The sequence below is a fragment of the Thalassospira profundimaris genome, from assembly GCF_003326675.1.
Classification (GTDB): Bacteria; Pseudomonadota; Alphaproteobacteria; order Rhodospirillales; family Thalassospiraceae; genus Thalassospira; species Thalassospira aquimaris.
Genome location: NZ_JPWF01000013.1, coordinates 1 through 25023, shown reverse-complemented (window position 1 = coordinate 25023; position 25023 = coordinate 1). Strand labels below are relative to the sequence as shown.

Genomic DNA, 25023 nt, shown 5'->3' with positions numbered 1-25023 from the left:
CCCGTTCTGTCAGAAACCAAAGGATCGGCTTGGCGATCCGGGGGCCTCTGACGGCCCTCGTCGCGGCACATCAACCCTTGGCAGTTCTTTTGGACTTGGAAGGATCATCAAACGGCATGGTATGGGCCATACCGCCCAGCATCCCGTCCGCCCCGGCAATTTCAAGACGCACACCCTGCTGGGCGCAATCAACCGCCAAACGGGCAATTGCCATGGTCTGTTCTTTAAGCGGGCTATACATCGCGCAGGTCACAACACCGACCTTGGTCCCGTCCTTGAACACAGCAGCCCCTTCGGCCGGGACTTCCTTGCCGTCAAACAGGATGCCGAAAATCTTGAAACGTTCCTTGCCCTTGAGACGGTAATGTTCCTCGGCCCCGCGGAAACCGGTTTTGCCGGGACTGACCGTGAAATCAAGACCCAGTTCCCAAAGGGTATCGCCCGGCCCTTCGTTTTCGAACGGGTACATCTGCGAGTTGTCATAGGGATAAAACAGCAGGTAACTTTCGACACGCAGCATATCAAGCGTGGTAAAGCGGGTCGGAATAATGCCCATATCGGCACCTTCGGCAACGATACGATCCCAGATCATCCCGGCATCCTGCCCGCGACAGAAAATCTCGTAACCGCGTTCACCGGTATAGCCGGTCCGCGAAATCATCACAGGCGCGCCAAACAACTGGGTCTGCATGTGATGGAAATAGGGAAGATCGCGAATGCCGGGCACATATTCCGCCAGATAGTCGACAGCCAACGGCCCCTGAAGCGACAGGTCATGCAGGTCATCATCAAAGCGAACCGACACATCGCGCCCCATGGCCGCACGGGTCAGTTCTTCGTGCCCGGTGCCCGAACCGTGAACCACCATCCATGAATTCGGTCCCATGCGATAAATCACACAATCATCGGTAAACTTGCCCTGATCGTTAAGCATGCAGGCATAGACCGACTTGCCCGGATAGATCTTTTCGACATTGCGCGTGGTGGCATAATCAATGACATGCGAGGCATGTGGCCCGGTGATATGGACCTTTTTCAGGCCCGATACATCCATGATCCCGGCCTTGGTACGGATGGCGATATATTCCTCGTCCCAATCCTTGTCATAGGTCCATGCCGTTCCCATCCCGCTCCAGTCTTCAAGATTGGAACCAAGCGCCCGGTGGCGGTCGGCAAGGACGGAAAATCTCCAGCTTGCAGTCATTGTGATGGCCTCCTGATTTGGTCGCCTTGTCGCGCAATCAGCGCGCAATTATCGGCTTTTTATGTTCTCCATTCTGGCGGCAACTTGTTCGCGAACGCAATATTTATTTTTCATTTAATTCAATAATTATTCCTCAAAGGTGATTTTCTGCGGCATTGCAGTAATTTGCCCATGCCTTGCAAACTCGCCAAATCTGCAAATTGATTTTCCCTTCAGTTGATAAATCTTTCCTGACAGTTTAAATGACTCTGGAAGGTCTGTTTGTCGTCCGGCGATCCAACCCGTCACGATGCAAAGACCCAAAACAAAAGACAGCCGCAAAAGCGGCCCGGCAGGAAACCCAGGAAACGATCAGGAAACGCGCCGCCCCGGTTTGGGACGGTCGCGAAGGAAGCCGCCACAATGGCAGATACCAAATCGAACACACCGACGAAAAGCACCGCCAATAGCGAGCAAGGACACAGCATGGACTCCATGAACAAACCGGCCGCCCTTACCCAGGACCCGCATGCTCTGCGCGAGCCAAAGGAAAACAATCTGGAAATCGCGATCGGCCACGAAGTCCGTGCCCTGCGCAAGAAACTTGGCATCACCATTGCCGATCTTGCGTCGGCAACCGGCATCTCTATGGGGATGTTATCCAAGATTGAAAACGGTGTGACGTCACCGTCTCTGACATCGCTTCAGGCATTGGCAAGCGCGCTTGGCGTACCGCTGACCGACTTTTTCCGGCGTTATGAAGAACCGCGCAATGCGGTGTTCGTCAAATCGGGCGAAGGCATTGCGATTGAACGGCGCGGCACGCGTGCAGGCCATGAATATAACCTGCTTGGGCATATTGATAACAATACCAGCGGTGTCGTCGTCGAGCCCTATTTGCTGACGCTGACCGAGGAGTCGAGCAGTTTCCCCGCCTTCCAGCATGAAGGCATGGAATTCATCTATATGCTTGAGGGTGAAGTACGCTATCGCCACGGTGATCAGCTTTATTACATGCAAGCCGGTGACAGCCTGTTTTTTGATGCCGATGCACGGCACGGACCGGAAGAACTTCTTTCATTTCCAATCCGTTATCTGTCGATTATCTGCTACCCGGCACGCTCGTAAACTTTCTTCACGGTGAAGAAACTAATTCACCCTGATGAAATTTTTATTCTTATGAGTTGATTCCGCAATCGCGAACAGCTAGTCTCCATTCAAGCAACAGAATGGAGACTGTCCTGCCATGTGCGGCATCGTTGGTTTATTCCTTAAAGATAAAAGTCTGGAACCGCAGCTCGGCGCTTTGCTGTCGGAAATGCTGGTGACCATGACCGATCGCGGCCCTGATAGTGCGGGGATCGCCATTTATGGCGCAGATCAGAACAATCTGGCCAAACTCACCATTCAGTCCCCGGAACCGGAAACCGATTTTGCCGGTCTGACCGATGAGCTGCGGGCTGCGGGCATTGCAAATGCATCGATCCTGCCCAAAAGCACACATGCCGTCATCACGGTTGCCGCCGATCAGATGGATGCCACCCGTACCGCCCTTGCCGAACTTCGCCCCAATGTCCGGGTGATGGGCACGGGCAATGTCATGGAAATCTATAAGGAAGTCGGCCTGCCCAAGGATGTGGTCGAACGGTTCAAGATTACCGACATGTCGGGCACGCACGGGATCGGCCATACCCGTATGGCAACCGAAAGTGCGGTCACGACCCTTGGCGCCCATCCGTTTTCGACCGGATCGGACCAGTGCCTTGTCCATAACGGGTCGCTGTCAAACCACAACAATCTGCGCCGCGAACTGTCCCATCAGGGCATTCGCATGGAAACCGAAAACGATTCCGAAGTTGCCGCAGCCTATCTGACCGGGGAAATGGCCAAGGGCAAGAACCTTGGCGAGGCCCTGACAAGTGCGCTTGATGACCTTGACGGGTTCTTCACCTTTGTCGTTGGCACCAAGTCGGGCTTTGGGGTTGTCCGTGATCCGATTGCGTGCAAGCCCGCCGTCATGGCCGAAACCGATGCCTATGTCGCATTCGGGTCGGAATACCGCGCGCTTGTAAACCTGCCGGGCATCGAAGATGCGCGGGTTTGGGAACCGGAACCGGCCACGGTTTATTTCTGGGAACACTGATTTTCAAGAACCCTGTCGGGTGCTGCGCCGCGCGCCCCGACCCGGCCGTTTGACACAGGCGGCCCTAGAAGGAAGGAACACACATGCCAGTGTTTGATCTTGCAACCACCGAACTGCGCGACCTGAATGCGTCGCTTCATGCACTTGATAAAGAAGGTGGGAACGAGGAATTCGAAGTGACCAATCCTCGGGGCGCCCATGCGGTTGCCGTCGGGATTGATGCCCCGGTCGATGTCCATATCAAGGGCAGCGTCGGTTATTACTGCGCGGGCATGAACGAAACCGCCCACATCACGGTTCATGGCAATGCCGGTCCGGGTGTGGCGGAAAACATGATGTCGGGCAAAGTCGTGATCAAAGGCGATGCCAGCCAGTATGCCGGGGCGACTGCCCACGGCGGATTGCTGGTGATCGAGGGCAATGCATCGTCACGATGCGGCATTTCGATGAAGGGCATCGACATCGTCGTCAAAGGCAATATCGGCCATATGTCGGCCTTTATGGCACAGTCGGGCAACCTTGTTGTTCTGGGTGATGCCGGTGATGCACTTGGTGATTCACTGTATGAGGCACGGCTTTTCGTGCGCGGTACGGTCAAATCGCTTGGTGCGGATTGCATCAAAAAGGACATGCGCCCCGAACATATCGAAATTCTGGCCAAGCTGCTTTCGGATGCGGGGATCACGGATGTGAAGCCCGACGAATTCACGCGATATGGCTCTGCCCGCCAGCTTTACAACTTCAATATCGATAATGCCGACGCTTATTGACGCGCAGCGCTGAAACCACGTTTTCAGCCCAGAAACAGGATCAGACCATGAGCCACAAACATCCCGTTACCACGCCGCGCAAATCGGCAACTTTTGACGATTACACCCTTTCAGAAATCCGCCGTGCCGCCGCCACCGGCATCTATGACATTCGCGGCAGCGGCGCAAAGCGCAAGGTCCCGCATTTTGATGACCTGTTGTTCCTTGGCGCATCGATGTCGCGCTACCCGCTTGAGGGATATCGCGAGAAATGCGAAACCGCGGTCACGCTGGGCACCCGTTTTGCCAAGAAGCCGATTGAACTTAAAATCCCGATCACCATCGCGGGCATGAGTTTCGGTTCGCTTTCCGGTCCGGCCAAAGAGGCCCTTGGACGCGGTGCAACCCTTGCCGGAACATCGACCACCACAGGCGATGGCGGCATGACCGAGGAAGAACGCGGGCATTCGCAAACTCTTGTGTATCAATATCTTCCGTCACGGTACGGCATGAACCCGCGCGATCTGAAGCGCGCCGATGCGATTGAAATCGTTATTGGTCAGGGCGCAAAGCCCGGTGGCGGCGGCATGTTGCTGGGTCAGAAAATCTCGGACCGCGTAGCCCATATGCGCAACCTGCCCAAAGGGATTGACCAGCGTTCCGCATGTCGTCACCCGGACTGGACCGGCCCGGACGATCTTGAGATTAAAATTCAGGAACTGCGCGAAATCACCGACTGGGAAAAGCCGATCTTTATCAAGGTTGGCGGTGCCCGCCCCTATTACGACGTGGCCCTTGCGGTCAAGGCCGGTGCCGATGTCGTGGTTCTGGACGGGATGCAGGGCGGCACGGCGGCAACGCAGGAAGTGTTCATTGAACATGTCGGTCAGCCGACCCTTGCCTGTATCCGTCCGGCGGTAAAAGCGTTGCAAGACATGGGAATGCATCGCAAAGTACAACTGATCGTATCTGGCGGCATTCGCAACGGGGCCGACGTGGCAAAGGCATTGGCCCTTGGCGCGGACGCGGTTTCCATCGGGACTGCCGCACTGGTCGCCATCGGGGACAACGATCCCAAATGGGAAGAAGACTATAACGCGCTTGGCACGACCGCCGGTGCGTATGACGATTGGCATGAAGGCCGTGATCCCGCAGGCATCACGACCCAGGATGCCGACCTGATGAAACGGGTTGATCCGATTGCCGCTGGGCGGCGTCTGGCCAACTATCTGAAGGTCATGACACTTGAAGCGCAAACAATTGCGCGCGCCTGCGGCAAAAATCATGTGCACAACCTCGAACCCGAGGATCTGTGCGCACTGAATATCGAAGCGGCGGCCATGGCCGGTGTACCGCTTGCCGGGACCAGTTGGATTCCCGGTCAGGGAGGATTCTAGAACATTAACGCACCACCGGAACCGGTGTGCCTTTTGGCACGCCGGGATAACCGTTGGCACTGCATAAAATTCGTCAGGGGACTTCAATGACCAAGGATCTATCAGTCTTTGCCCGGGAACGCGGCATAAAGTATTTCATGATCAGCTATACCGACCTGTTTGGCGGACAGCGCGCCAAACTTGTTCCCACCCAGGCGATTGCTGACATGCAGGAAGAAGGTGCGGGATTTGCCGGTTTTGCGACATGGCTTGATCTTAGCCCGGCACATCCGGACATGTTTGCGGTGCCCGACCCGGATTCCGTCATTCAATTGCCGTGGAAGCCCGAGGTTGCCTGGGTTGCCGCCGATTGCGTGATGGATGGCCAGCCGCTTGAACAGGCGCCGCGCAGTGTCTTGAAAGCGCAGATCGCCAAAGCAGCCAAGCTTGGACTTAATGTCAAAACCGGGGTCGAGGCCGAATTCTTCCTGATCAGTGAAGACGGTGCATCGATTTCCGATGCTGCTGATACTGCCGAGAAGCCCTGTTATGACCAGCAGGCGGTCATGCGCCGTTATGACGTGATCGCGGAAATCTGCGATTACATGCTGGAACTGGGCTGGGGTGCCTATCAGAACGACCATGAAGACGCCAATGGCCAGTTTGAAATGAACTGGGAATTCGATGATGCGCTTAAAACCGCAGACAAGCATTCCTTCTTTAAATTCATGGTCAAATCGATTGCCGAAAAGCATGGCCTGCGGGCGACCTTCATGCCCAAACCCTTTGCCGGGCAAACCGGAAACGGGTGTCATTGCCATGTTTCGGTCTGGAACGAAGCCGGTGAAAACGCCTTTTCCGACAAGGGTGCACCATTTGGTCTTTCGGCCAAGGGCAAGCATTTCCTTGGCGGGATCATGAACCATGCCTCTGCCATGGCCGCGATCACCAACCCGACGGTCAATTCATATAAACGCATCAATGCCCCGCGGACCATTTCGGGCGCGACCTGGGCACCGAACTCGGTCACCTGGACCGGCAATAACCGGACCCACATGGTGCGCGTACCGGGACCGGGGCGTTTTGAATTGCGACTTCCTGACGGGGCGGTAAACCCCTATTTGCTTCAGGCCGTCATTATTGCGGCGGGTCTTGATGGCATGGCAAATGCCGCCGATCCCGGTACGCATTATGACATCGACATGTATGAAGAAGGTCATCTGGTCAAAGATGCGCCGCGTCTGCCACTGAACCTTTTGGATGCGTTGCGCGAATTTGGCCGCAACGAAGCCCTTCAGTCCGAACTTGGCATGGCGTTTTCCAAGGCGTTCCTCAAGCTCAAGCAAAAAGAATGGAATTCATACGTATCGCATTTCTCGCAATGGGAACGCGAAAACACGCTTGATATCTGATGCTTCTGCCCGGCCCCAATCATTCCCCGATGGACGGGGCCGGGTTATTTTCAATCACTGTAAATTTGAAAGCCAGACGAGATGAAAAGCTACGTTCTGACAGTCACCTGTGACTCCCAGCGCGGGGTTGTTGCCGCCATTTCCACCTATCTGGCGGAACAGGGTTGCAACATTACCGACAGCTCGCAGTTTGATGATATGGAAACCGGCCTGTTCTTTATGCGGGTTGCGTTTGTCAGCGAAACCGGCGTCGATCAGGAAACCCTGTCGCGTGGCTTTGACGGTCCGGCAACACAGTTTGGCATGAATTATCAGTTCCATGACAGTGCCGAGAAGATGAAGGTTCTTCTGATGGTGTCGCGGTTCGGTCATTGCCTGAATGATTTGCTTTATCGCTGGAAGATCGGGGCATTGCCGATTGATATCGTCGGCGTGGTTTCAAACCACTTTGACTATCAAAAGGTTGTTGTTAATCACGACATCCCGTTCCACCATATCCCGGTAACCAAGGACACCAAGTCCGAAGCCGAGAAAAAGCTTCTGGATATTGTTTCAAACAGCGAGGTCGAGCTGATTGTTCTTGCCCGTTACATGCAGGTTCTTTCCGACAGCCTGTGCAAGAAAATGAGCGGCAAGATCATCAATATCCACCATTCATTCCTGCCAAGTTTCAAGGGGGCCAACCCTTATCGGCAGGCATATGAACGCGGGGTGAAACTGATCGGGGCGACGGCGCATTATGTGACCGCCGACCTTGATGAAGGCCCGATCATTGAACAGGATATCGCACGCATCACCCACGCCCAGAATTCGGCCGATTACGTGTCGATCGGGCGTGACGTTGAAAGTCAGGTTCTTGCCCGCGCCGTCCACGCCCACATTCACCACCGATCCTTTATCAACGGCAATCGCACGATTGTCTTCCCGCCAAGCCCGGGAAGCTATGCGTCCGAGCGCATGGGATAATCCACACCACACGCCACAAAAAACGCCCCGGACATCCACAATCCGGGGCGTTTTGCGTTTGATCAGGCGTCCGTCTGGCGCAATTGATAGGGCAGGATAATCGTCACCATAAGTCCGCCTTCAATGCGGTTGCCGATTTTGATATCACCGCCATGGGCACGAATGGCGCGTTGGGCAATCGACAGGCCAAGGCCAAAACCACCGCCCCAGGCATTGGCTTCGCCGCGCACGAAGGGTTCGAACAGATCATCAAGCTTGGCGTCTTCAATCCCGGGTCCTTGGTCACTGATCTCGATGCGGAAGCGATGATGATCACGGTCATCCTCGGCGGTGATTTTCACCACCTGCCCCTCGGCCGAATGACGCAGGGCATTGCGCACAACATTTTCAAAGGCACGACGCAGAAGTTCGGGACTTCCGCTTAGAACCGGGACAGCACCATCAAGGACTGCCTTTTGTGTTCCGAAATCGGCATCAACGACAACGCCGGTTGCCTCGGCCTCGAACCGGGCATCCCCGACAACACGCCCCAGCAAGTGATCAAGATCGATCCATGATTGCTGTTGGGCGGCACCGCTTTCGACCCGCGACAGGGTCAGAAGTTCCCCGACCAGTTCATCAAGCCGCACGGCTTCCTTTTCGATCCGGTCAAGTGACGTTGCACTTTTTGCCGCCGACTGGCGCGCCAGCCCGACGGCAAGCTGCATCCGCGCAAGTGGCGATCGTAATTCGTGCGAAACATCATTAAGCAACCTGTCACGTGCGGCGACAAGGCGTTGCAGCCGTTCGGCCATCACATCAAAGTCACGGGCCAGATCGGCAATTTCATCGCGCCGCCGCCCGATGGTTTTGCCCAGCCGATAGTCAAGATTGCCTTGCGAAAGTTCTTCGAAGCCGGTGCTTATTTTCAGGATCGGACGGGTCAGATACCAGGCCAGAACCCCGCTGAAAAGCAGTGCACCGATACCGCCAATAATGATCAGAGGATTGGGCACGGTCCAGCGGGAACGTTGCGGGATTTCGGCAATCACGTCACTGACATCAAAAATCAGATGAATGTTTTCGCCCGCTGGTCCCGTGACCACCTGTTCAAATGCCGGATTATCCTTAAGCGCGCTAAACCAGCCGGGAGATGCCGTATCGGGGCGCATCCGGGCAAGATCAGGGATCGGCGCAACATCATCGCCGGTTTCAATGATCAAACGCCCGCGTTCATCCTTGGGCCAATGGGAAATGGTGGCATCAAGGGCCTCAACCCCGCCATGCTTTGCAACCTCGGCGGCTGTGTGCAGATATCCCGGTGCGGTTCGTTTGAGATACCCGATATGGAAAGGCTCGGGCGGCCCGCCATATAACATCAGCAGCGACCAGACCCCGAACGAGATACCGGTAAAGGTTACAATAAACCCGATCAGGATTTTCCAGAACAAGCGGCTTTTCATGTGTCCTGCCTTAAACGATAGCCAAAGCCACGCACGGTTTCGATCATAGCGGCATCCCCACTGACCGATTGCAGTTTCTGGCGCAGGTTGCTCATATGCACATCAATCGAACGATCATAAACTTCGCGCGGACGGCCAAGCACCTTGCGCGACAGTTCATCCTTGGAAAGTGCGCGTTCGCCTGCGCGCATCAGAACTTCAAGCAGATTGAATTCCGACACGGTCAGATCAAGCACGGTGCCGTCATGACTTGCCACCCGGCTTGCGGTTTTGAGTTTCAACTTACCAAGCAAAAGCTCGTCCGCCGGATCGGTTTCGGACGGATTTGCACCATCAACCGCCACCGGTTCGGCCCGGCGCAAAACAGCGCGGATACGGGCAACCAGTTCACGCGGATAATAGGGTTTGGGGATATAGTCATCCGCACCCAGTTCAAGCCCGATCACCCGATCAACATCATCGCCCTTGGCGGTCAGCATGATCACCGGCACCCGGCTTTTGCCACGTAATTCACGCAGGACATCAATCCCGCCCATGCCGGGCATCATGATATCAAGCAGGATCACGGCATAGCCGCCTTCAAGGGCGCGCGCCAATCCTTCCTTGCCGTTATAGGCCTGGGAGACGTTAAAGCCCTCGCCGTCGAGATATTCGGCAAGCATGGCACCAAGTTCGGCGTCATCATCAACAAGCAATATTCGGGTCAATCGTTTGCGTCTTTCCTTGGCCGGGCAATGCGGGCGGCGTGAACGGGATCAGGCGATGTTTATGATGCCATTTTACTCATGAATGCGCCGGTTAAAAGGGGCACGCGCCCGTCTTTACACATTCCTTACACATCATTTTCGTCCCCCTCACCCACAAGGTGCCCCCGGCTTGTTATCTGTTTTTCATCAGGACTGCGCATATCGCGCCACTGACCTATTTCAGGATGAATGCCCAATGAGAAAAACCGGAAAACGTATCCGCAACACAGTGATTGCAATTGTTGTACTTGTTGGTGCTGCGTGGGGATTACAGGCCTATCTGTTCCCCAGCAGTGCCGAGACAACCTTTGTCACGGCCAAGCCCCGTGTCGGCACGATTGCCGATACGGTTCTTGCCACCGGCACGGTAAGCGCATCCAAACTGGTCAGTGTTGGCGCACAGGTTTCCGGTCAGATCACGGCCCTGCATGTCGAGTTGGGCGATCAAATCCATGAAGGTGACCTGATTGCCGAGATTGATCCATCAACCCAGCAAAACGATCTTCGCGAAGCCGAGGCATCGCTTGCCAATATCAAGGCACAACTTGCCGCCCAGAAGGCGACCTTAAAGCAGGCCGAACTTGATTTTGCCCGCCAAAAGAAAATGCGCGCCCTTGATGCATCCCCGCAGGAAGATTTCGAGGCCGCCGAGGCGACCCTTGCGATTGCCAAGGCCGATATTGATGCCCTGAATGCGCAAATCGCACAGGCCGAAATCGCGGTTGATACCGCCCGCATCGACCTTGGCTATACCAAGATTACCGCCCCGATGGATGGCACCGTTGTCGCCATGCCGGTCAAGGAAGGCCAGACCGTCAATGCATCGCAATCAACCCCGACCATCATCAAGCTGGCCAAACTTGATACGGTCACCATCAAGGCCGAAGTATCCGAAGCCGACATCATCCATATCAAGGAAGGTCTTCCGGTTACTTTCACGGTTCTGGGCGATGCCAGCACCGTTTATCAAAGCACGCTTCGCGCCATCGAACCGGCCCCGACCGGGATCGAGGATGATGACGAAAATACCGACGACGAAGCGGTTTATTACAACGCCCTGTTTGACGTGCAGAACCCCGACCGCCTGTTGCGGTTATGGATGACCGCCGAGGTCACCATTGTTCTGGATCAGGCCGAAAATGCATTGATTGTGCCCTCTGCCTCACTGAACGGGCCGACACCGGAAGGAACCTATTTCCTTGATGTCATCAATGCGGATGGCAAACCCGAACCACGGTCGGTCACGGTTGGGCTGAACACAAATATCAATGCCGAAATCACCAGTGGCCTGAATGCCGATGACGAGATTGTCGTTGGTATGACAAGCAGCGCGGATGCGCAAACCACAACAAGCGTGCGCCGGGGTCCTCCGGGCGGGATGTTCTGATCATGCGTGATGAAAACATGACCAATGGCAATCAGATGACGACAGGCGCACCGCTGATCGAAATCCGCAATCTGTGGCGGCACTATCCGGCAGGCGATGAACAGATCGCTGTGCTGAAGGGCGTTAACCTGACCATTGAGCGCGGCGAAATGGTCGCGATCATTGGCGCATCGGGATCGGGCAAATCGACATTGATGAATATTCTTGGCTGTCTGGATCGCCCGACAGAGGGGGAATATCGTATCAATGGCCGACTGACCGGTGATCTTGAACCTGATGAACTGGCCGCCCTGCGCCGGGAATATTTCGGATTTATCTTTCAGCGTTATCATCTGCTTTCGGATTTGACCGCCCTTGGCAATGTCGAGGTGCCGGCAATCTATGCCGGGGCCGATACCGAAGAACGCGCCAAGCGCGCAACAGATATACTGACCCGTGTCGGATTGGGCGAACGCATTCACCACCGCCCCAGCCAGCTATCGGGTGGTCAGCAGCAACGTGTCAGTATTGCGCGGGCGCTTATGAATGGCGGGGATGTCATCCTTGCTGATGAACCGACAGGTGCGCTTGATACCCAAAGCGGCAAACAGACCCTTGATCTGTTGCGTGATCTTCATCGCGACGGACATACCGTTATTCTGGTCACACACGACCATGACGTTGCCGCCCATGCCGAACGCATCATTGAAATCCGCGACGGTGAAATTATCCGTGACGAGCGCATTGGTACCAAGGCAGACCGAATTAACACCACTGCATCGATTGACGCCATCGGACAAAAGGCAGCCGGTTTTCTGTCACAACTCAGCCGGTTTGGCGAAGCATTCAGAATGTCGCTGATTGCGATGAATGCCCATCGCCTGCGCACATTCCTGACCATGCTGGGGATCATTATCGGTATTGCATCGGTGGTATCGGTCGTGGCCCTTGGCACCGGATCACAGGAACGCATTCTTTCGGATATCAGTTCGATTGGTACCAGCACGATCGATATCAATCGCGGCAAGGATTTCGGAGATCGCGACGCCGATCAGATCAGAACCCTGACCGCGGGCGATGCCGAAATATTGTCCAGCCAGTATTATGTCGACAGTGTCACGCCGCGGGTTTCAAGCACGGTCGCCCTGCGTTATCGCAACATCGAGGTCAATGGCAATGTCACCGGCGTTGGCACCGACTATTACCGGGTGCGCGGATATGAAATGGCCGAAGGCAACTGGTTTGATCAAAGCGCAATCTCCAAACGCGCCCAGGTCGCCATCATTGACGACAACACGGTTCAGAAACTGTTTTCGGACGGCGAAGACCCGGTGGGTGAAGTCATTCTTCTGGGGTCGGTTCCGGTTCAGATCATTGGTGTCACGGCCCCGAAAACCAGCACATTTGGCAATCAGGACAGCCTGAATATCTGGGTTCCACACAGCACGGCTTTGACCCGCATTCTTGGCCAAACCTATCTGAGCAGCATCACGGTTCGCGTGGCCGACAATGTTGAACCGGCCCTTGCCGAAAAGCAGATCACCGAACTTTTGACCCAGCGTCACGGCACCAAGGATTTCTTTACCATCAACAGCGACAGCATCCGTCAGACGGTCGAGAAAACCACAAGCACCATGACGCTTCTGATTTCTTCGATTGCGGTGATTTCGCTGATCGTTGGTGGCATCGGGGTGATGAATATCATGCTGGTATCCGTCACCGAACGTACCGGTGAAATCGGGGTCCGCATGGCCGTCGGTGCACGGCAAAGCGATATCCTGCGCCAGTTCCTGATCGAGGCGGTTCTGGTTTGCATTCTGGGTGGTGGCCTTGGCGTTCTAGGTGCGCTTGCGATTGGCGAGGTGTTCGACCTGATCGGCAGCAGCTTTTCGATGGTTTACTCGCCGACTTCGATCATCGGTGCCTTTGCCTGCGCGACATTGATCGGCATCACATTCGGCTTTTTGCCTGCGCGTAATGCCGCGCGTCTTGATCCCGTCGATGCATTGTCACGTGACTAGGAAAGAACAAAGAAAATGAAAAACATTCTGAAAACCGGAACCATCCTTTCCATGCTGGTGCTTGCCGGATGTTCGAGCCTGACCGAGGTGACCTATGGCCGCCCGGATATGGCGATGCCCGGAAACTGGGGTGTTGCGACAAGCAGCGTTGAAATCAGTGATGATGCGAAAACCAGTGCCGAAATCCTTGCCCGGACCGGATGGTGGAAGAACTTTGACGATGATCAGCTTAATCAACTGATTGCCATCGCGCTTGAAACCAATAACGACCTTGCCGCGGCAACCATCAAGGTCCGTCAGGCACAATTGACTGCCGGACTGGCCGAAGATGCGCTGTATCCCGATCTGTCTGCAGGCGGGGATGCATCCACATCGCGTCAGTTTGACAGCGAAGATAATCGCAGCAATGGCGATATCACGCGAAGCTATGGCCTTGATGCCGGGATCAGTTACGAGCTTGATCTGTGGGGCAAGCTTGGTCATGACCTTGATGCTGCCCGGTGGGAAGCCCTTGCCACCCTTGAAGATCGCGAAAGCACGGCCCTTTCCCTGATCGGAACCACGGCGACCCTTTACTGGCAAGTGGTATATTACCAACAGCGTCTGGATATCGCACAGGCCAGCATCGACTATGCCCAACAGACCCTTGATCTGGTCGATGTGCAATATGCGTCGGGTTCGACATCATCCCTTGAAGTCAACGAAGCACGCAGCAACCTTGAAAATCAGCGTGCGGCATATGCCGCAGTTGAACAAAACCTGACCGAGGCCAAAAACGCCCTTTCGATCCTGTTCAATCAGCCGCCATCTGATATCGAAATTGCGCGCCGCACCCTTCCGGCCGGGCTTTTGCCCGCCATCCCGGAAGGATTGCCCGCAGACCTTCTGGAACGTCGTCCAGATGTTCGGGCCGCGGAACTGCGTCTTCGCGAAAGTGTCGAGGATCTGAATTCGGTAAAGACCAGTTTGCTTCCGACCATCAGCCTGACCGGCACGCTGGGATCAAGCAGTGATCAGTTGCGCAATCTTTTATCCAATCCGATTGGAACTCTTGGTGCCAGCCTTGCGTTACCTTTCCTGAACTGGAACGAGGGGCAATTGAACATCAAAGTATCCGAAGCCGAATATGAACAGGCCATCGTGGAATTCCGTCAGACCACCTATCAGGCGATGGCGGATGTGGAAAATGCCCTGTCGGCGCGCACCAATTATGATCGCCGGGCCGAACGCCTTGAAGCAGCCCTTGAGGCGTCCCGCAATGCCGAGGGCATCTATGAAAGCCGTTTCCGTTCCGGTGCAGTTGCGATGCAGGACTGGCTTGATGCACAGGAGAACCGTCGTACCACCGAAGAAACCGTGATCGAAAACCAGCTTGATCGCATCACCAATTTGATCACGCTATATCAGGCACTTGGCGGTGATGCCACGACCCGGGCAAGCCTTTCCGATCCGTCATCAGGGGATCAGGTCAGTTCGACCTGATCGCATAAATTGAAAGGTCACGACATGCCCGTTTATCGCGGCAGGAAGACACAGTTCCTTGGGCGGATGATGATGTTGGCCGGTGGCGGGCTGTGCCTTGCGGCACTTGTCCTGACAGTTCGGGAATCAAACCTTTTATCCGACGGGGAAGTTGTTTTTGAACGCATGTCCCAGCCGACATCACCGCCAGGACTTGATTGCACGGCGGTCAACTGCCCGTGGGACGATGCCGCGCGCCGCATTTCCGATCGCATCGAGGACATTACTCGCCGCGATATCACATTGCCGGGCCTCCATCCGCCGCAGCCGCCCTTCGAAGAGTTCGACCCGTTCTTTGATCCCCCGTGGATCGGTGGCTAATTCTTCGCCGTTCTCAAACGCCACCGGATCGAGCCAATCAAGCTTCAAGGTCGTCAGGTTAAGACGCAACACATCACCATCGCGCAAATAACCGATCCCGCCGCCGGTGAATGCTTCGGGCACCATGTGACCGATACACGCACCCTTGGTCACCCCGGAATAACGGCCATCGGTGATCAGCATCGAAGATGCTTCAAGAATGCGATGATGACGCAAGTTCTGGGATGGTGAAAACATTTCAGGCATGCCATAGGCTTCTGGTCCCTGCCCGCCAATGACAAAGGCAAAGGACAAATGCCCCTGTGCCAGCATGTCCTTGGGCGATTGCATATCAACCCGGTTTCCGCCGTTGCGCCGAACGACCGCGGCAATCAGTTCCTCGTCCACGCCATCGGTTTCGATCAGGCGCGTTACCAGATCAGGGGAGGCAAAATCACCATTACAGACATGTTCGTTTTCATAATAGCGAACGATGAAAACATGATCGTCAAAATGCGACAGTAAATGATCACTCATCCCCGATGTTTTGACCGCGCAGTTTTCAAAGAAACTGCCGGTAATCACATCAACACCGGATCGTTTGCGCACCGGGGTTGCCCGAATAACCGATGCATCACCAAGCGACAGATCAACCGGATTTTCCAGACCGGCAATCCGTTCGGCCCAGGATTTCCCCAAAACTGTTGGCGCATCAAGGTCCATCGCCACACCCAGATCAGCCAGAATGCGATAGATGCTTTCCATGCCGCGGTTTTTGCCCTCGGCCATTTGTTGGGCCAGCACAAAGGTATCGCGATTTTCGGTCAGACTATGGGCAAAGATTTCAGGCACCGGCGTTTCGGTACGGACATCCTGATAATCATCAATCGACACATCAAACCCGGCATAGCGCATCATGAAAGGCAGATGCAAAAGCATGTTGCTGCTTGATCCGGTGGCATTATGGATGCGCACGAAATTGGCGAAGTTGGCTTTCAACAGATTGCCAATCGCATATTCCGGTTTGTTGAAAACATTAAACAGGGCATCAACCCCGACCGCCACCGCACTAAAGGGCGGAACGTCCGTCAAAAGCTCCAACTCCGGCGGGGTCAGACCAAAGGCCGCCAGCATGGTACGCGATGAATTTCCCGTGCCGTTAAAGGCGCAAATACCACCCTTTGAATCACAGGTCGCGGTGGCAAGCTGATCGAGCACACGGCGTTCAAGCGCCCCGTCGATCAGACCAAGCAACCGGGCACGTTCAAGCAAACCGGCAAAGGCCTCGTCCGAGGTGCATTGCAGGATATAGCGCATATTTTCGCGGATATCCGATCCCAGATCATCATGCCCGGCCGCGTCCGCACTGGCCGCGATATCATCAAGCATACGGCGCGTGCCTTCGGGAATTTCACCGCCTTTGAGAACATGGGACGGTGCAAAAACCGCCCAGACCGGGGCCTGATCCCCGCGATAGGCACGGGCATGATCAGCCGCCGCCAGACCGGCAACCACCGCAGCCGGTGATTTGTCACAGCCGGCAATGACATAGGCCGCGTGATAGCTGTGCCCTTCGAAGGTGATGTTCACAGCCGCCGCCGTGTGATTGCGCGACGCCAAAGAATAGCTTTGCCCGATATTGTTTTGCGCGGTGCCATCACAGATTACGGGCACATGAAACAGAAACGGTACCCCGCCCATTTCCCAGATGCGAATTGCCGCCATCAAGGCCTGTGGCCGGTCCAAAAGATGGGCCGGATGATCCGGCGCGCCGCCGATGATCGCAATGCGCGGCCGGTTTTCAACCAGACGCCCGACCACATCCCTGATTTCCGGGACGCCAAAATCACGATCCCGGGCAACCACCGGGTTTTCATTCACCGCATCGCGCAGCAATTTGACAACCGTGATCGGCTGATTGGCCAGACCCTGAATACAATCACGGTACGGGTTGGCCTTTTCATCAATGATGATCGGGGATGCAGGAAGATTGGTCGGTGACATTATGGCTGTTTCTCAATCGCAAAGACGTGGCGGGACAGGCTTGGTCATACAAATCCGGACGGCGACGTTACCGTTTTGACATTGGCATTATTCAGACGATGCCGCCATCAACAATGAAGTTTTGCGACGAACAGGCCGATGAAACATCGGATGCCAGAAACAGCACCATCTGCGCCACATCATCACCAACCAGGCGGCGTTTGACGCATTGTTCTTGCTGAATGCGTTCTTCGTCTTCGGGCGAAATCCAAAGATCAAGCTGTCGCTGGGTCATGATGCAGCCCGGCGTTACGGCATTTACACGAATGCCATCATGCCCCCAGTCACGGGCCAGTGCGCGGGTCAGGCCAATGATCCCGGCCTTTGCCGTTTCATAGGTCACCAGATCAGGAAGCCCCATCATATAACTTACGGAACTGAAATTAATGATGCTGCCAGCCCCTTTTTCCTTCATGCCCGGGGCGACGGCCTGCGCGCAAAAGAACTGGTGACTGAGATTGACATCAAGGCCGCCCCGCCATTGTTCCGGTCCGATGTCTTCGGGGCTGTGGCGGTCATCGCGGGCGGCGTTATTGACCAATACATCAATCGTGCCGATTGTTGCCGACATTTCGCGCACAGCACCGGGAATCTGCGATTGGTTGCGCAAATCCAGTGACTTGTAGACCGGCGCAATTCCGGTCTTGTCACGGATATCGTCGATCAGCTTTTGCGCTGCATCGTCGTCAATATCGAAGAATCCGACATGCGCCCCCTGGGCACAGAATGCCCGGACGATGGATGCCCCGATCCCGGATGCACCGCCGGTTACAAGCACGGATTTCCCGTCAATGTCATGATAACTCGCTGTCATAACGTTCCCTGTCATCTCTTTCTTTTATTTTAGACAACCAAATTAAATGATGCAGTGCATCATGAAGGATTCCGGCCAAAATCAATCCTGAATACAGATTTCACCGCCGATTTGATCGCCAAAAGGTCTGTTTTTAATTTAATCACTAAAAAAAATTTGACAGGACGGCTTCTTCGCGTCAACATTTTTTCGACAACAAAAATAAATGTCGCAACAAGACACATTCATTCAGGGAAGAAACCAATGAAAAAACTCCTCTCCACGGCCATGCTGGCCGGTACATTATTGCTGTCTGCAAATGCCTTTGCTGCTGATCTGACGGTTGGTGTCAGCTGGTCGAACTTCCAGGAAGAACGCTGGAAAACCGATGAAGCCGCCATCAAAGCCGCCCTTGAAGCCGCTGGCGCGGATTACATCAGTGCGGACGCACAGAGCAATCCGTCCAAACAGCTTTCCGATATTGAAAGCCTGATTGCACGTGGCGCGAATGCGCTGATCGTTCTGGCACAAGACTCCGCCTCGATCGGCCCGGCCGTTGAACAGGCGATCAATGAAGGCATTCCGGTGGTTGGTTACGACCGCCTGATCGAAGACCCGAACGCCTATTACATCACGTTCAACAACAAGGAAGTCGGTCGCCTTCAGGCAGAAGCCGTTTTTGGCGCACAGCCAAGCGGCAACTATGTCTTTATCAAGGGCGCCCCGACCGATCCGAACGCCAATATCCTGCATGAAGGTCAGCTTGAAATCCTTCAGGCGGCAATTGATTCAGGCAACATCAAGGTTGTTGGCGAGGCCTATACCGACAGCTGGCAGCCCGCGATCGCACAGCGCAACATGGAACAGTTCCTGACCGCGGCGGACAACAAGGTTGACGCAGTTGTCGCATCGAACGACGGCACGGCAGGCGGTGTGGTTGCCGCCCTTTCAGCACAAGGCATGCAAGGCATTCCGGTGTCCGGTCAGGATGGCGACCATGCTGCGCTGAACCGTGTCGCCCTTGGCACCCAGACCGTATCTGTCTGGAAAGACGCCCGTCTTCTTGGCAAACGCGCCGCAGAAATTGCCGTGGAACTGGCAAAGGGCACCAAACTTGGTGACGTTCCGGGCACAGAAAACTGGCAGAGCCCGAACGGCAAAACCATGAAATCCTTCTTCCTTGATCCGGTTGCGATCACCCAGAACAAGCTTGATCTGGTGATTGATGCCGGTTGGGTTTCCAAAGACGTCGTTTGCAAAGGCGTTCCAAGCGGCAAGGTATCTGCCTGCAACTAAGGCGGTCATTTAACTCCCTTTACCTTGCTTAACCCGGGGTCGGCTGCTGTTCCCGTGCGCAGATCACAGCATGTCGGCCCCGCTGCCTTACGAGCGTTTTCATGTCACGACTACTTTCGAAAATGGAAGTCGACCGCCGGTTGGTTGGCCTTGCCGTTGTTTTGCTGATCATCTGGATCGGCTTTGACATTGCATCGGGCGGGCGATTTATTACCCCGCGCAATATCTTTAACCTGTCGGTTCAGACGGCATCTGTTGCCGTAATGGCCTGCGGGATGGTTTTGATCATTGTTACCCGCCATATCGACCTTTCAGTCGGTGCCATTCTGGGTGTTCTGGCGATGATCATGGGCGTTGTCCAGACCGATTTATTGCCGCAGTTTCTTGATTACAACCACCCTGCAACCTGGATTTTGACCCTTTTGATCGGCGTTGTTATCGGGGCTGGCATTGGCGGCATTCAGGGGCTTGCGGTTGGATATCTTGGCGTTCCGGCCTTTATTGTGACCCTTGGCGGCCTTCTGGTCTGGCGCGGGTCGGCCTGGTGGGTCACGCAGGGACGCACGGTTGCCCCGCTTGATCATAATTTCATTTTGCTGGGCGGCGGGATTGAAGGCACGATTGGCGCGACATGGAGCTGGATCGTGGCTGCGATTGCCATTCTTGCGATCATTTACGCAGCAATCATGGAACGCCGTCGTCGTCTTTCATTCGAATTCCCGGTCAAGCCGGTCTGGGCGGAATATACCAACACCCTGATCAAGGGCGGACTGGTTCTGGTGGTTGTGACGACCCTTAATGCCTATCACCTGCCGACACGGGCGGCAGAACGCCTGCTTGAGAACAAGGGCATTCCGGTGACGCCGGAAAATCTTGAAATTTCGCACGGTATTCCGATCCCGCTTTTGATCGTCGCCCTTGTCGCCATCATCCTGACCATCGTTGTCAAACGCACGCGGTTCGGTCGGTACATCTTTGCGATTGGCGGCAATCCGCAGGCAGCCGAACTTGCAGGCATCAATGTCAAACGCATGACGGTGGCGGTTTTTGCCCTGATGGGGGTTCTGTGCGCGATCAGTGCAGCGATTTCATCGGCACGACTGCAATCGGCGGGCAATGATCTTGGCACCCTTGATGAATTGCGCGTCATTGCCGCGGTGGTGATTGGCGGAACGTCGCTTGCCGGGGGTGTTGGTACGATTTATGGCGCGCTGATTGGCGCGCTTGTGATGCAAAGCCTTCAAAGCGGCATGGCGCTTTTGGGGGTGGATACATCCCTTCAAAGCATTGTCATCGGGCTGGTTCTTGTTCTGGCCGTCTTTAGCGACAAGTATTTCCACCGTCGTTACAGCGACCCGACCGCGTAAGGAGACCGGATATGACCGACATGACAGACATGACCACGAAGACCGATCCGCTTGTTGAAATGCGCGACATCCACATCAGCTTCGGCGGGGTCAAGGCCGTCGACGGAGTTTCGATTGATCTTTATCCCGGCGAAGTCGTCGGGGTACTGGGCCACAACGGGGCTGGCAAATCGACCCTGATCAAAATCCTTTCGGGTGCCTATCAGGCCGATAGCGGCCAGATCATTGTCGACGGCAAGGAAGCCAAAATCGAGAATGCCCGCGATGCGCGCGACAACAATATCGAGACGATCTATCAGAACCTTGCCCTTGCCGATAATCTTGATGCCGCCCAGAACCTGTTTTTGGGCCGCGAGATCATCGACAGGTTCGGCTTCCTTGATGACGCGGCGATGGAACACAAGGCGCGCGAAGTCCTTCATCGCCTGAATCCGAATTTCAAGAAATTCACATCACCTGTTTCGGCCCTGTCAGGCGGGCAACGGCAATCGGTTGCGATTGCACGCGCCCTTTTATTCGAAGCACGCGTGTTGATCATGGACGAGCCGTGCGCCGCCCTTGGCGTGCATGAAACCAAAATGGTCGGCGAACTGATTGATCAGTTGAAACGTGACGGTCTCGGTATATTGTTGATTAGTCACGATCTTCATGATGTGTTTGATCTTTCCGACCGCCTGCATGTGATGAAAAACGGCAAACTGGTTGGAAGTGTCCGCACCGAAGATGTCACCCATGATGATGTTCTTGGCATGATCATTCTGGGCAAAATGCCCGAACACCTTATGCACCTTGCCGGTCCCGGCGCAACCAACGGCCCTGCTGCCACCAACGGATAAGCGGCAAACAGGAACACAGCAAAGCAAAACAAGCGAGACGACCTTATGACCAATGGCTTTCCGGTAAACCAAACCGACATTCTGCCCGATGACGCCAACCGCGCCATTCTGATTGGCCGTATTTGGGACCCACGGGTTTCCGGCCCGACACCGGTTCTGGTTGACGGTGAAAACCTGCGCGATATCAGCAGCCTTGCCCCGACTGTCAGCCAGCTTCTTGAACGCGATGATCTGGTGGCGCGCCTGTCAAATCCGTCAAGCTTCCCGACGGCGGCCTTGCTTGGCGATATTCTGGAACAATCCCGTCCGGGGGCCGATGGCAATGTCACCCATCTTCTGAGTCCCAATGACCTTCAGGCGATCAAGGCAAGCGGTGTGACCTTTGTCGCCAGCCTGCTGGAACGTGTGATCGAGGAACAGGCACGTGGTGACGCCAGCAAGGCCGACCAGATCCGCACCGAGATCATCGGCATTATCGGCGACGATTTGTCACAAATCGAACCGGGATCAGCCAAGGCCGCCGAGATCAAACAGGTCCTGATCGAAAAAGGCGCATGGTCGCAATATCTTGAAGTCGGCATTGGCCCGGATGCGGAAATCTTTACCAAATCACCGGCAATGTCAGCGGTTGGTCATGGCGCGCATGTCGGCCTGCATCCGATTTCGAACTGGAACAACCCGGAACCCGAAGTCGTCCTGACTGTGACGTCAAAGGGCAAGATTGTCGGCGCGACCCTTGGCAATGATGTCAATCTACGTGATGTCGAAGGGCGTTCGGCCCTGCTTTTGGGCAAGGCCAAGGACAATAACGGGTCGTGCGCCATCGGACCGTTCATTCGCCTGTTTGACGATCACTTTACCCTGGAAACCGTCAAGGGTGCCGATCTTGCGATGGCAGTTGACGGCAAGGATGGTTATCACCTTGATGCCGTCAGTTCGATGAGCCAGATCAGCCGCACACCCGAAAGCCTGGTCGGTCAGGCGATTGGCAAACATCACCAGTACCCGGATGGCTTTATGCTGTTTTTGGGCACCATGTTTGCCCCCACCGATGATCGCGGGGGTGCCGGCAAGGGCTTCACCCACGAGATGGGTGATCTGGTGACAATTTCGACACCAAGCCTTGGCAAACTGATCAATCAGGTGGACCGTTCGGACGTTATCAATCCGTGGGAATTTGGAATCACGGCATTGATGACCAACCTTGCGGCACGCGGGCTTCTGTAACGCAGCCTTTTCTATCCCCTTGCCAAAACGGGATAAAAAATGCCCATATTCACAAGGCGGGCACAAAGCCCGCCTTGCCATCCCACAGGATACTGACACGCTTCATGAGCCGCCGTACCGAAGCCGACACCCCACGCCAACCTTCCCAGATTGCCATTCTGCGCTATTTGCGCATTCACGGCCCTGCCGCACGCATCGATATCGGCACGGCAACCGGGTTAAGCCCGGCGACCGTCACCTCGCTTACGGCCGATCTGATGGCGCAGGGACTGGTGCAGGAAAGTCAGGGGGCGGCAAACGGGAACGGCAATGGTGGTTCAACACGCGGTCGCCCCAAGGTGCTACTTGATCTTGTGCCCAATGCCGCCTGTGTAATTGGCGTCAAGATCACCATCAATCTGATCGAAATTGCCCTGGGCAACTTCAAGGGCGAAATTGAATGCAGCTCCGAGTACAGTATCAATACCCGCGACCTTGATGAACAGGAACTGATCACGACCCTGATCCGGCTGATCGAAGAATTCGTTGAACAGCACAAGGATTTCTCGGCCCGCCCGCCAGTCGGCATCAGCATCGCGGTTCAGGGCGTTTGCGACAGCAATAGCGGCGAGATCATCTGGTCCCCGGCCCTGCGTCACCGCAACATCCCGCTTGCCAAGGCATTGGGGACACGGTTTGGCGGTATTGTCCAGATGTCAAACGATGCCAACTGCATCGCCACAGCGATTTCGCAAAACACCAATCTGCATCGCGGCGGCGACTTTGCCGTGATCATGTTGGGATACGGCATCGGCATGGGACTGGTCCTGAACGGGTCGGTTTATAATGGCGACTTTGGCACTGCTGCCGAATTCGGCCACACCAAATATCAACCCGACGGCCCGGTTTGCAATTGCGGCAAGCGCGGCTGTCTTGAAGCCTATATCGGGGATTATGCCATCCTGCGCGATGCCCGGGGTCTGATTGACCTGCCTGATACCAACAGCCTGCATCCCAGCGAAGAACAGATGATGGATCTGGTTGCACGCGCACGCGGCGGTGATGAAGGCCTGGCTGATCTGTTTCGCCATGCGGGCAAGGTTCTGGGATATGGCATTGCCAATCTGATTGCCCTGCTTGGCCCCAAACAGATTTTCATCACCGGATCGGGCGCACGCGCTTATGACATGATGGAACCGGAATTGATGCATGGCCTTGAACAGGCACAGGTTCCGGAATTGCGCCGCGGCCCGGAAATCACCCATCTGGCATGGGACAAGGACCTTGCCCTGCAAGGTGCGATTGGCCAAAGCCTTTTGCGGCATGATGAAAACATGTTTCAGGCCCCTACCGCCAACTAACATCACCCGCCAATAAAAAAAGCCGCCCCGTCAGGAGCGGCTTTCTTGTGTCGTTCATGACATGAAACCAGCGGATTAACGCCCGGTTTTCTTGCGCCATTCTTCGAAATTGGCCTTGGTTTCATCCTTGGTTGCCGGATAAAGACCAATGATCGGTTTGCCCGAAAGGACTTCTTCAAGGACGAAGTCCTCGAAGCTTTCCATGCCGGCGCATTCTTCGGCAAGCTCATCTGCCAGATGGGCCGGGATGACAACAACACCGTCTTTGTCCCCGACCAGAACGTCGCCCGGGAAGACCGGCGCATCACCACATCCGATTGGCACATTAAGGTCATAGGCCTCGTGCAGGGTCAGATTGGTCGGTGCCGACGGGCGGGAGTGATAGGAATGAATGGCAAGTTTGCCAATGCCTTCGGCATCACGGAAGCCACCATCGGTAACAACACCTTCAACGCCACGCTTCATCAGGCGGGTCACAAGGATCGAACCGGCAGAGGCCGCACGGGCATCCTTGCGGCTATCCATCACCAGAACATGACCGGCCGGGCATTCTTCGACGGCAACGCGCTGCGGATGTTTGGGATCACGGAACACTTCAATCGGGTTGCGATCTTCGCGGGCCGGGATGTAACGCAGCGTATAGGCCTGCCCGACCATGTTTTCGTCTTTCGGCGCGACCTGATGGACATTCTGGATGAACTGGTTGCGCAGATTGCGTTTGAAAAGTGCCGTGCACAGCGAAGCGGTGCTGATTCTTTTGAGCTTGTCGCGTGTCGCACTGCTCAGGACATAATCACTCATTATTCGTCTCCGTAGGTTTGCCCGGCGACTTTGCGCCGGGCCGCATCTTGGAAAAAGCAGTTACGCGATATCAGCAGGCAGAACATCGGTCGGGA

At 55.3% G+C, this 25023-nt stretch carries 20 protein-coding genes; 14 read left to right on the top strand and 6 right to left on the bottom strand.

Annotated elements, in window-relative coordinates; all coding sequences use genetic code 11:
• Window positions 1-70: 70 nt before the first annotated feature.
• Window positions 71-1204, bottom strand: coding sequence for an aminomethyl transferase family protein (locus TH19_RS17170; protein WP_114103593.1), 1134 nt, complete (start codon window positions 1202-1204; stop codon window positions 71-73).
• Between the two features lie 402 nt (window positions 1205-1606).
• Here TH19_RS17170 and TH19_RS17165 point away from each other — a divergent pair, with 402 nt between their 5' ends.
• From TH19_RS17165 to purU, 6 genes are all read left to right on the top strand, one after another.
• The gene (locus TH19_RS17165; RefSeq protein WP_220151755.1) at window positions 1607-2311 is read left to right on the top strand and encodes a helix-turn-helix domain-containing protein; all 705 of its coding nucleotides are present in this window, start codon (window positions 1607-1609) and stop codon (window positions 2309-2311) included.
• Window positions 2312-2429: 118 nt separating this feature from the next.
• On the top strand, window positions 2430-3326 hold the full coding sequence (locus TH19_RS17160) for a class II glutamine amidotransferase (protein ID WP_114103592.1): 897 nt from the start codon (window positions 2430-2432) through the stop codon (window positions 3324-3326).
• Between the two features lie 83 nt (window positions 3327-3409).
• Window positions 3410-4096, top strand: a complete 687-nt coding sequence (locus TH19_RS17155) for a GltB/FmdC/FwdC-like GXGXG domain-containing protein (RefSeq protein ID WP_114103591.1) — start codon at window positions 3410-3412, stop codon at window positions 4094-4096.
• A 47-nt stretch (window positions 4097-4143) separates the two neighbouring features.
• Window positions 4144-5472 (top strand): FMN-binding glutamate synthase family protein, encoded by a 1329-nt coding sequence (locus tag TH19_RS17150; RefSeq protein WP_114103687.1) that lies wholly within the window; start codon window positions 4144-4146, stop codon window positions 5470-5472.
• Window positions 5473-5558: 86 nt separating this feature from the next.
• Window positions 5559-6863, top strand: coding sequence for a type III glutamate--ammonia ligase (glnT, locus tag TH19_RS17145; protein ID WP_114103590.1), 1305 nt, complete (start codon window positions 5559-5561; stop codon window positions 6861-6863).
• 81 nt (window positions 6864-6944) lie between these two features.
• Window positions 6945-7829: a formyltetrahydrofolate deformylase gene (purU, locus tag TH19_RS17140; protein ID WP_114103589.1), complete on the top strand. Its 885-nt coding sequence runs from the start codon at window positions 6945-6947 to the stop codon at window positions 7827-7829.
• A 62-nt stretch (window positions 7830-7891) separates the two neighbouring features.
• Here purU and TH19_RS17135 read toward each other — a convergent pair whose 3' ends face one another.
• Window positions 7892-9271, bottom strand: a complete 1380-nt coding sequence (locus TH19_RS17135) for a HAMP domain-containing sensor histidine kinase (protein WP_114103588.1) — start codon at window positions 9269-9271, stop codon at window positions 7892-7894.
• Window positions 9268-9978 carry a response regulator transcription factor gene (locus TH19_RS17130; protein ID WP_220151754.1) on the bottom strand — a complete coding sequence of 237 codons (711 nt, stop codon included), beginning with the start codon at window positions 9976-9978 and terminating at the stop codon, window positions 9268-9270. The genes TH19_RS17135 and TH19_RS17130 overlap by 4 nt, the downstream gene beginning before the upstream one ends.
• A 235-nt stretch (window positions 9979-10213) precedes the next feature.
• Between TH19_RS17130 and TH19_RS17125 the strand changes: the two genes are divergently transcribed.
• From TH19_RS17125 to TH19_RS17115, 3 genes are read left to right on the top strand one after another with little or no spacing between them, the layout of a single operon-like run.
• A complete protein-coding gene (locus TH19_RS17125) occupies window positions 10214-11404 on the top strand; it encodes an efflux RND transporter periplasmic adaptor subunit (protein ID WP_114103587.1) in 1191 nt (396 codons plus the stop codon).
• A 2-nt stretch (window positions 11405-11406) separates the two neighbouring features.
• Window positions 11407-13404, top strand: a complete 1998-nt coding sequence (locus TH19_RS17120; RefSeq protein ID WP_258548016.1) for a MacB family efflux pump subunit — start codon at window positions 11407-11409, stop codon at window positions 13402-13404.
• 15 nt (window positions 13405-13419) lie between these two features.
• On the top strand, window positions 13420-14886 hold the full coding sequence (locus TH19_RS17115) for an efflux transporter outer membrane subunit (protein ID WP_114103586.1): 1467 nt from the start codon (window positions 13420-13422) through the stop codon (window positions 14884-14886).
• A 180-nt stretch (window positions 14887-15066) separates the two neighbouring features.
• On the opposite strand, the gene TH19_RS17110 is transcribed toward TH19_RS17115, so the two are convergent.
• Window positions 15067-17229, bottom strand: a complete 2163-nt coding sequence (locus TH19_RS17110; RefSeq protein WP_114103585.1) for a dihydroxy-acid dehydratase domain-containing protein — start codon at window positions 17227-17229, stop codon at window positions 15067-15069.
• Between the two features lie 91 nt (window positions 17230-17320).
• Entirely contained in the window at window positions 17321-18082 is a 762-nt protein-coding gene (locus tag TH19_RS17105) for an SDR family NAD(P)-dependent oxidoreductase (protein WP_114103684.1), read from the bottom strand.
• Between the two features lie 243 nt (window positions 18083-18325).
• Between TH19_RS17105 and xylF the strand changes: the two genes are divergently transcribed.
• From xylF to TH19_RS17080, 5 genes are all read left to right on the top strand, one after another.
• Window positions 18326-19357, top strand: coding sequence for a D-xylose ABC transporter substrate-binding protein (gene xylF, locus TH19_RS17100; RefSeq protein ID WP_114103584.1), 1032 nt, complete (start codon window positions 18326-18328; stop codon window positions 19355-19357).
• Between the two features lie 101 nt (window positions 19358-19458).
• A complete protein-coding gene (locus TH19_RS17095; RefSeq protein WP_181846460.1) occupies window positions 19459-20724 on the top strand; it encodes a sugar ABC transporter permease in 1266 nt (421 codons plus the stop codon).
• Window positions 20725-20735: 11 nt separating this feature from the next.
• Complete coding sequence (locus tag TH19_RS17090) at window positions 20736-21560, top strand: ATP-binding cassette domain-containing protein (RefSeq protein WP_404969491.1); 825 nt, start codon at window positions 20736-20738, stop codon at window positions 21558-21560.
• 45 nt (window positions 21561-21605) lie between these two features.
• The gene (locus TH19_RS17085) at window positions 21606-22787 is read left to right on the top strand and encodes a fumarylacetoacetate hydrolase family protein (RefSeq protein WP_114103582.1); all 1182 of its coding nucleotides are present in this window, start codon (window positions 21606-21608) and stop codon (window positions 22785-22787) included.
• Between the two features lie 104 nt (window positions 22788-22891).
• Window positions 22892-24127 carry an ROK family transcriptional regulator gene (locus tag TH19_RS17080; RefSeq protein ID WP_114103581.1) on the top strand — a complete coding sequence of 412 codons (1236 nt, stop codon included), beginning with the start codon at window positions 22892-22894 and terminating at the stop codon, window positions 24125-24127.
• Window positions 24128-24202: 75 nt separating this feature from the next.
• Here TH19_RS17080 and TH19_RS17075 read toward each other — a convergent pair whose 3' ends face one another.
• Complete coding sequence (locus TH19_RS17075) at window positions 24203-24928, bottom strand: ribonuclease activity regulator RraA (protein ID WP_114103580.1); 726 nt, start codon at window positions 24926-24928, stop codon at window positions 24203-24205.
• Between the last annotated feature and the right edge of the window lie 95 nt (window positions 24929-25023).

Excerpts from the sequence above, each read along its gene's own strand:
- TH19_RS17115 (WP_114103586.1), top strand. The coding sequence starts at position 13,420 with ATGAAAAACATTCTGAAAACCGGAACCATCCTTTCCATGCTGGTGCTT.
- TH19_RS17170 (WP_114103593.1), bottom strand. The coding sequence starts at position 1,204 with ATGACTGCAAGCTGGAGATTTTCCGTCCTTGCCGACCGCCACCGGGCG.
- TH19_RS17090 (WP_404969491.1), top strand. The coding sequence starts at position 20,736 with ATGACCGACATGACAGACATGACCACGAAGACCGATCCGCTTGTTGAA.
- xylF (WP_114103584.1), top strand. The coding sequence starts at position 18,326 with ATGAAAAAACTCCTCTCCACGGCCATGCTGGCCGGTACATTATTGCTG.
- TH19_RS17125 (WP_114103587.1), top strand. The coding sequence starts at position 10,214 with ATGAGAAAAACCGGAAAACGTATCCGCAACACAGTGATTGCAATTGTT.
- TH19_RS17150 (WP_114103687.1), top strand. The coding sequence starts at position 4,144 with ATGAGCCACAAACATCCCGTTACCACGCCGCGCAAATCGGCAACTTTT.
- TH19_RS17155 (WP_114103591.1), top strand. The coding sequence starts at position 3,410 with ATGCCAGTGTTTGATCTTGCAACCACCGAACTGCGCGACCTGAATGCG.
- TH19_RS17165 (WP_220151755.1), top strand. The coding sequence starts at position 1,607 with ATGGCAGATACCAAATCGAACACACCGACGAAAAGCACCGCCAATAGC.
- TH19_RS17135 (WP_114103588.1), bottom strand. The coding sequence starts at position 9,271 with ATGAAAAGCCGCTTGTTCTGGAAAATCCTGATCGGGTTTATTGTAACC.
- glnT (WP_114103590.1), top strand. The coding sequence starts at position 5,559 with ATGACCAAGGATCTATCAGTCTTTGCCCGGGAACGCGGCATAAAGTAT.
- TH19_RS17105 (WP_114103684.1), bottom strand. The coding sequence starts at position 18,082 with ATGACAGCGAGTTATCATGACATTGACGGGAAATCCGTGCTTGTAACC.
- TH19_RS17085 (WP_114103582.1), top strand. The coding sequence starts at position 21,606 with ATGACCAATGGCTTTCCGGTAAACCAAACCGACATTCTGCCCGATGAC.
- TH19_RS17160 (WP_114103592.1), top strand. The coding sequence starts at position 2,430 with ATGTGCGGCATCGTTGGTTTATTCCTTAAAGATAAAAGTCTGGAACCG.
- TH19_RS17075 (WP_114103580.1), bottom strand. The coding sequence starts at position 24,928 with ATGAGTGATTATGTCCTGAGCAGTGCGACACGCGACAAGCTCAAAAGA.
- TH19_RS17120 (WP_258548016.1), top strand. The coding sequence starts at position 11,407 with ATGCGTGATGAAAACATGACCAATGGCAATCAGATGACGACAGGCGCA.
- TH19_RS17110 (WP_114103585.1), bottom strand. The coding sequence starts at position 17,229 with ATGTCACCGACCAATCTTCCTGCATCCCCGATCATCATTGATGAAAAG.
- TH19_RS17095 (WP_181846460.1), top strand. The coding sequence starts at position 19,459 with ATGTCACGACTACTTTCGAAAATGGAAGTCGACCGCCGGTTGGTTGGC.
- TH19_RS17080 (WP_114103581.1), top strand. The coding sequence starts at position 22,892 with ATGAGCCGCCGTACCGAAGCCGACACCCCACGCCAACCTTCCCAGATT.
- purU (WP_114103589.1), top strand. The coding sequence starts at position 6,945 with ATGAAAAGCTACGTTCTGACAGTCACCTGTGACTCCCAGCGCGGGGTT.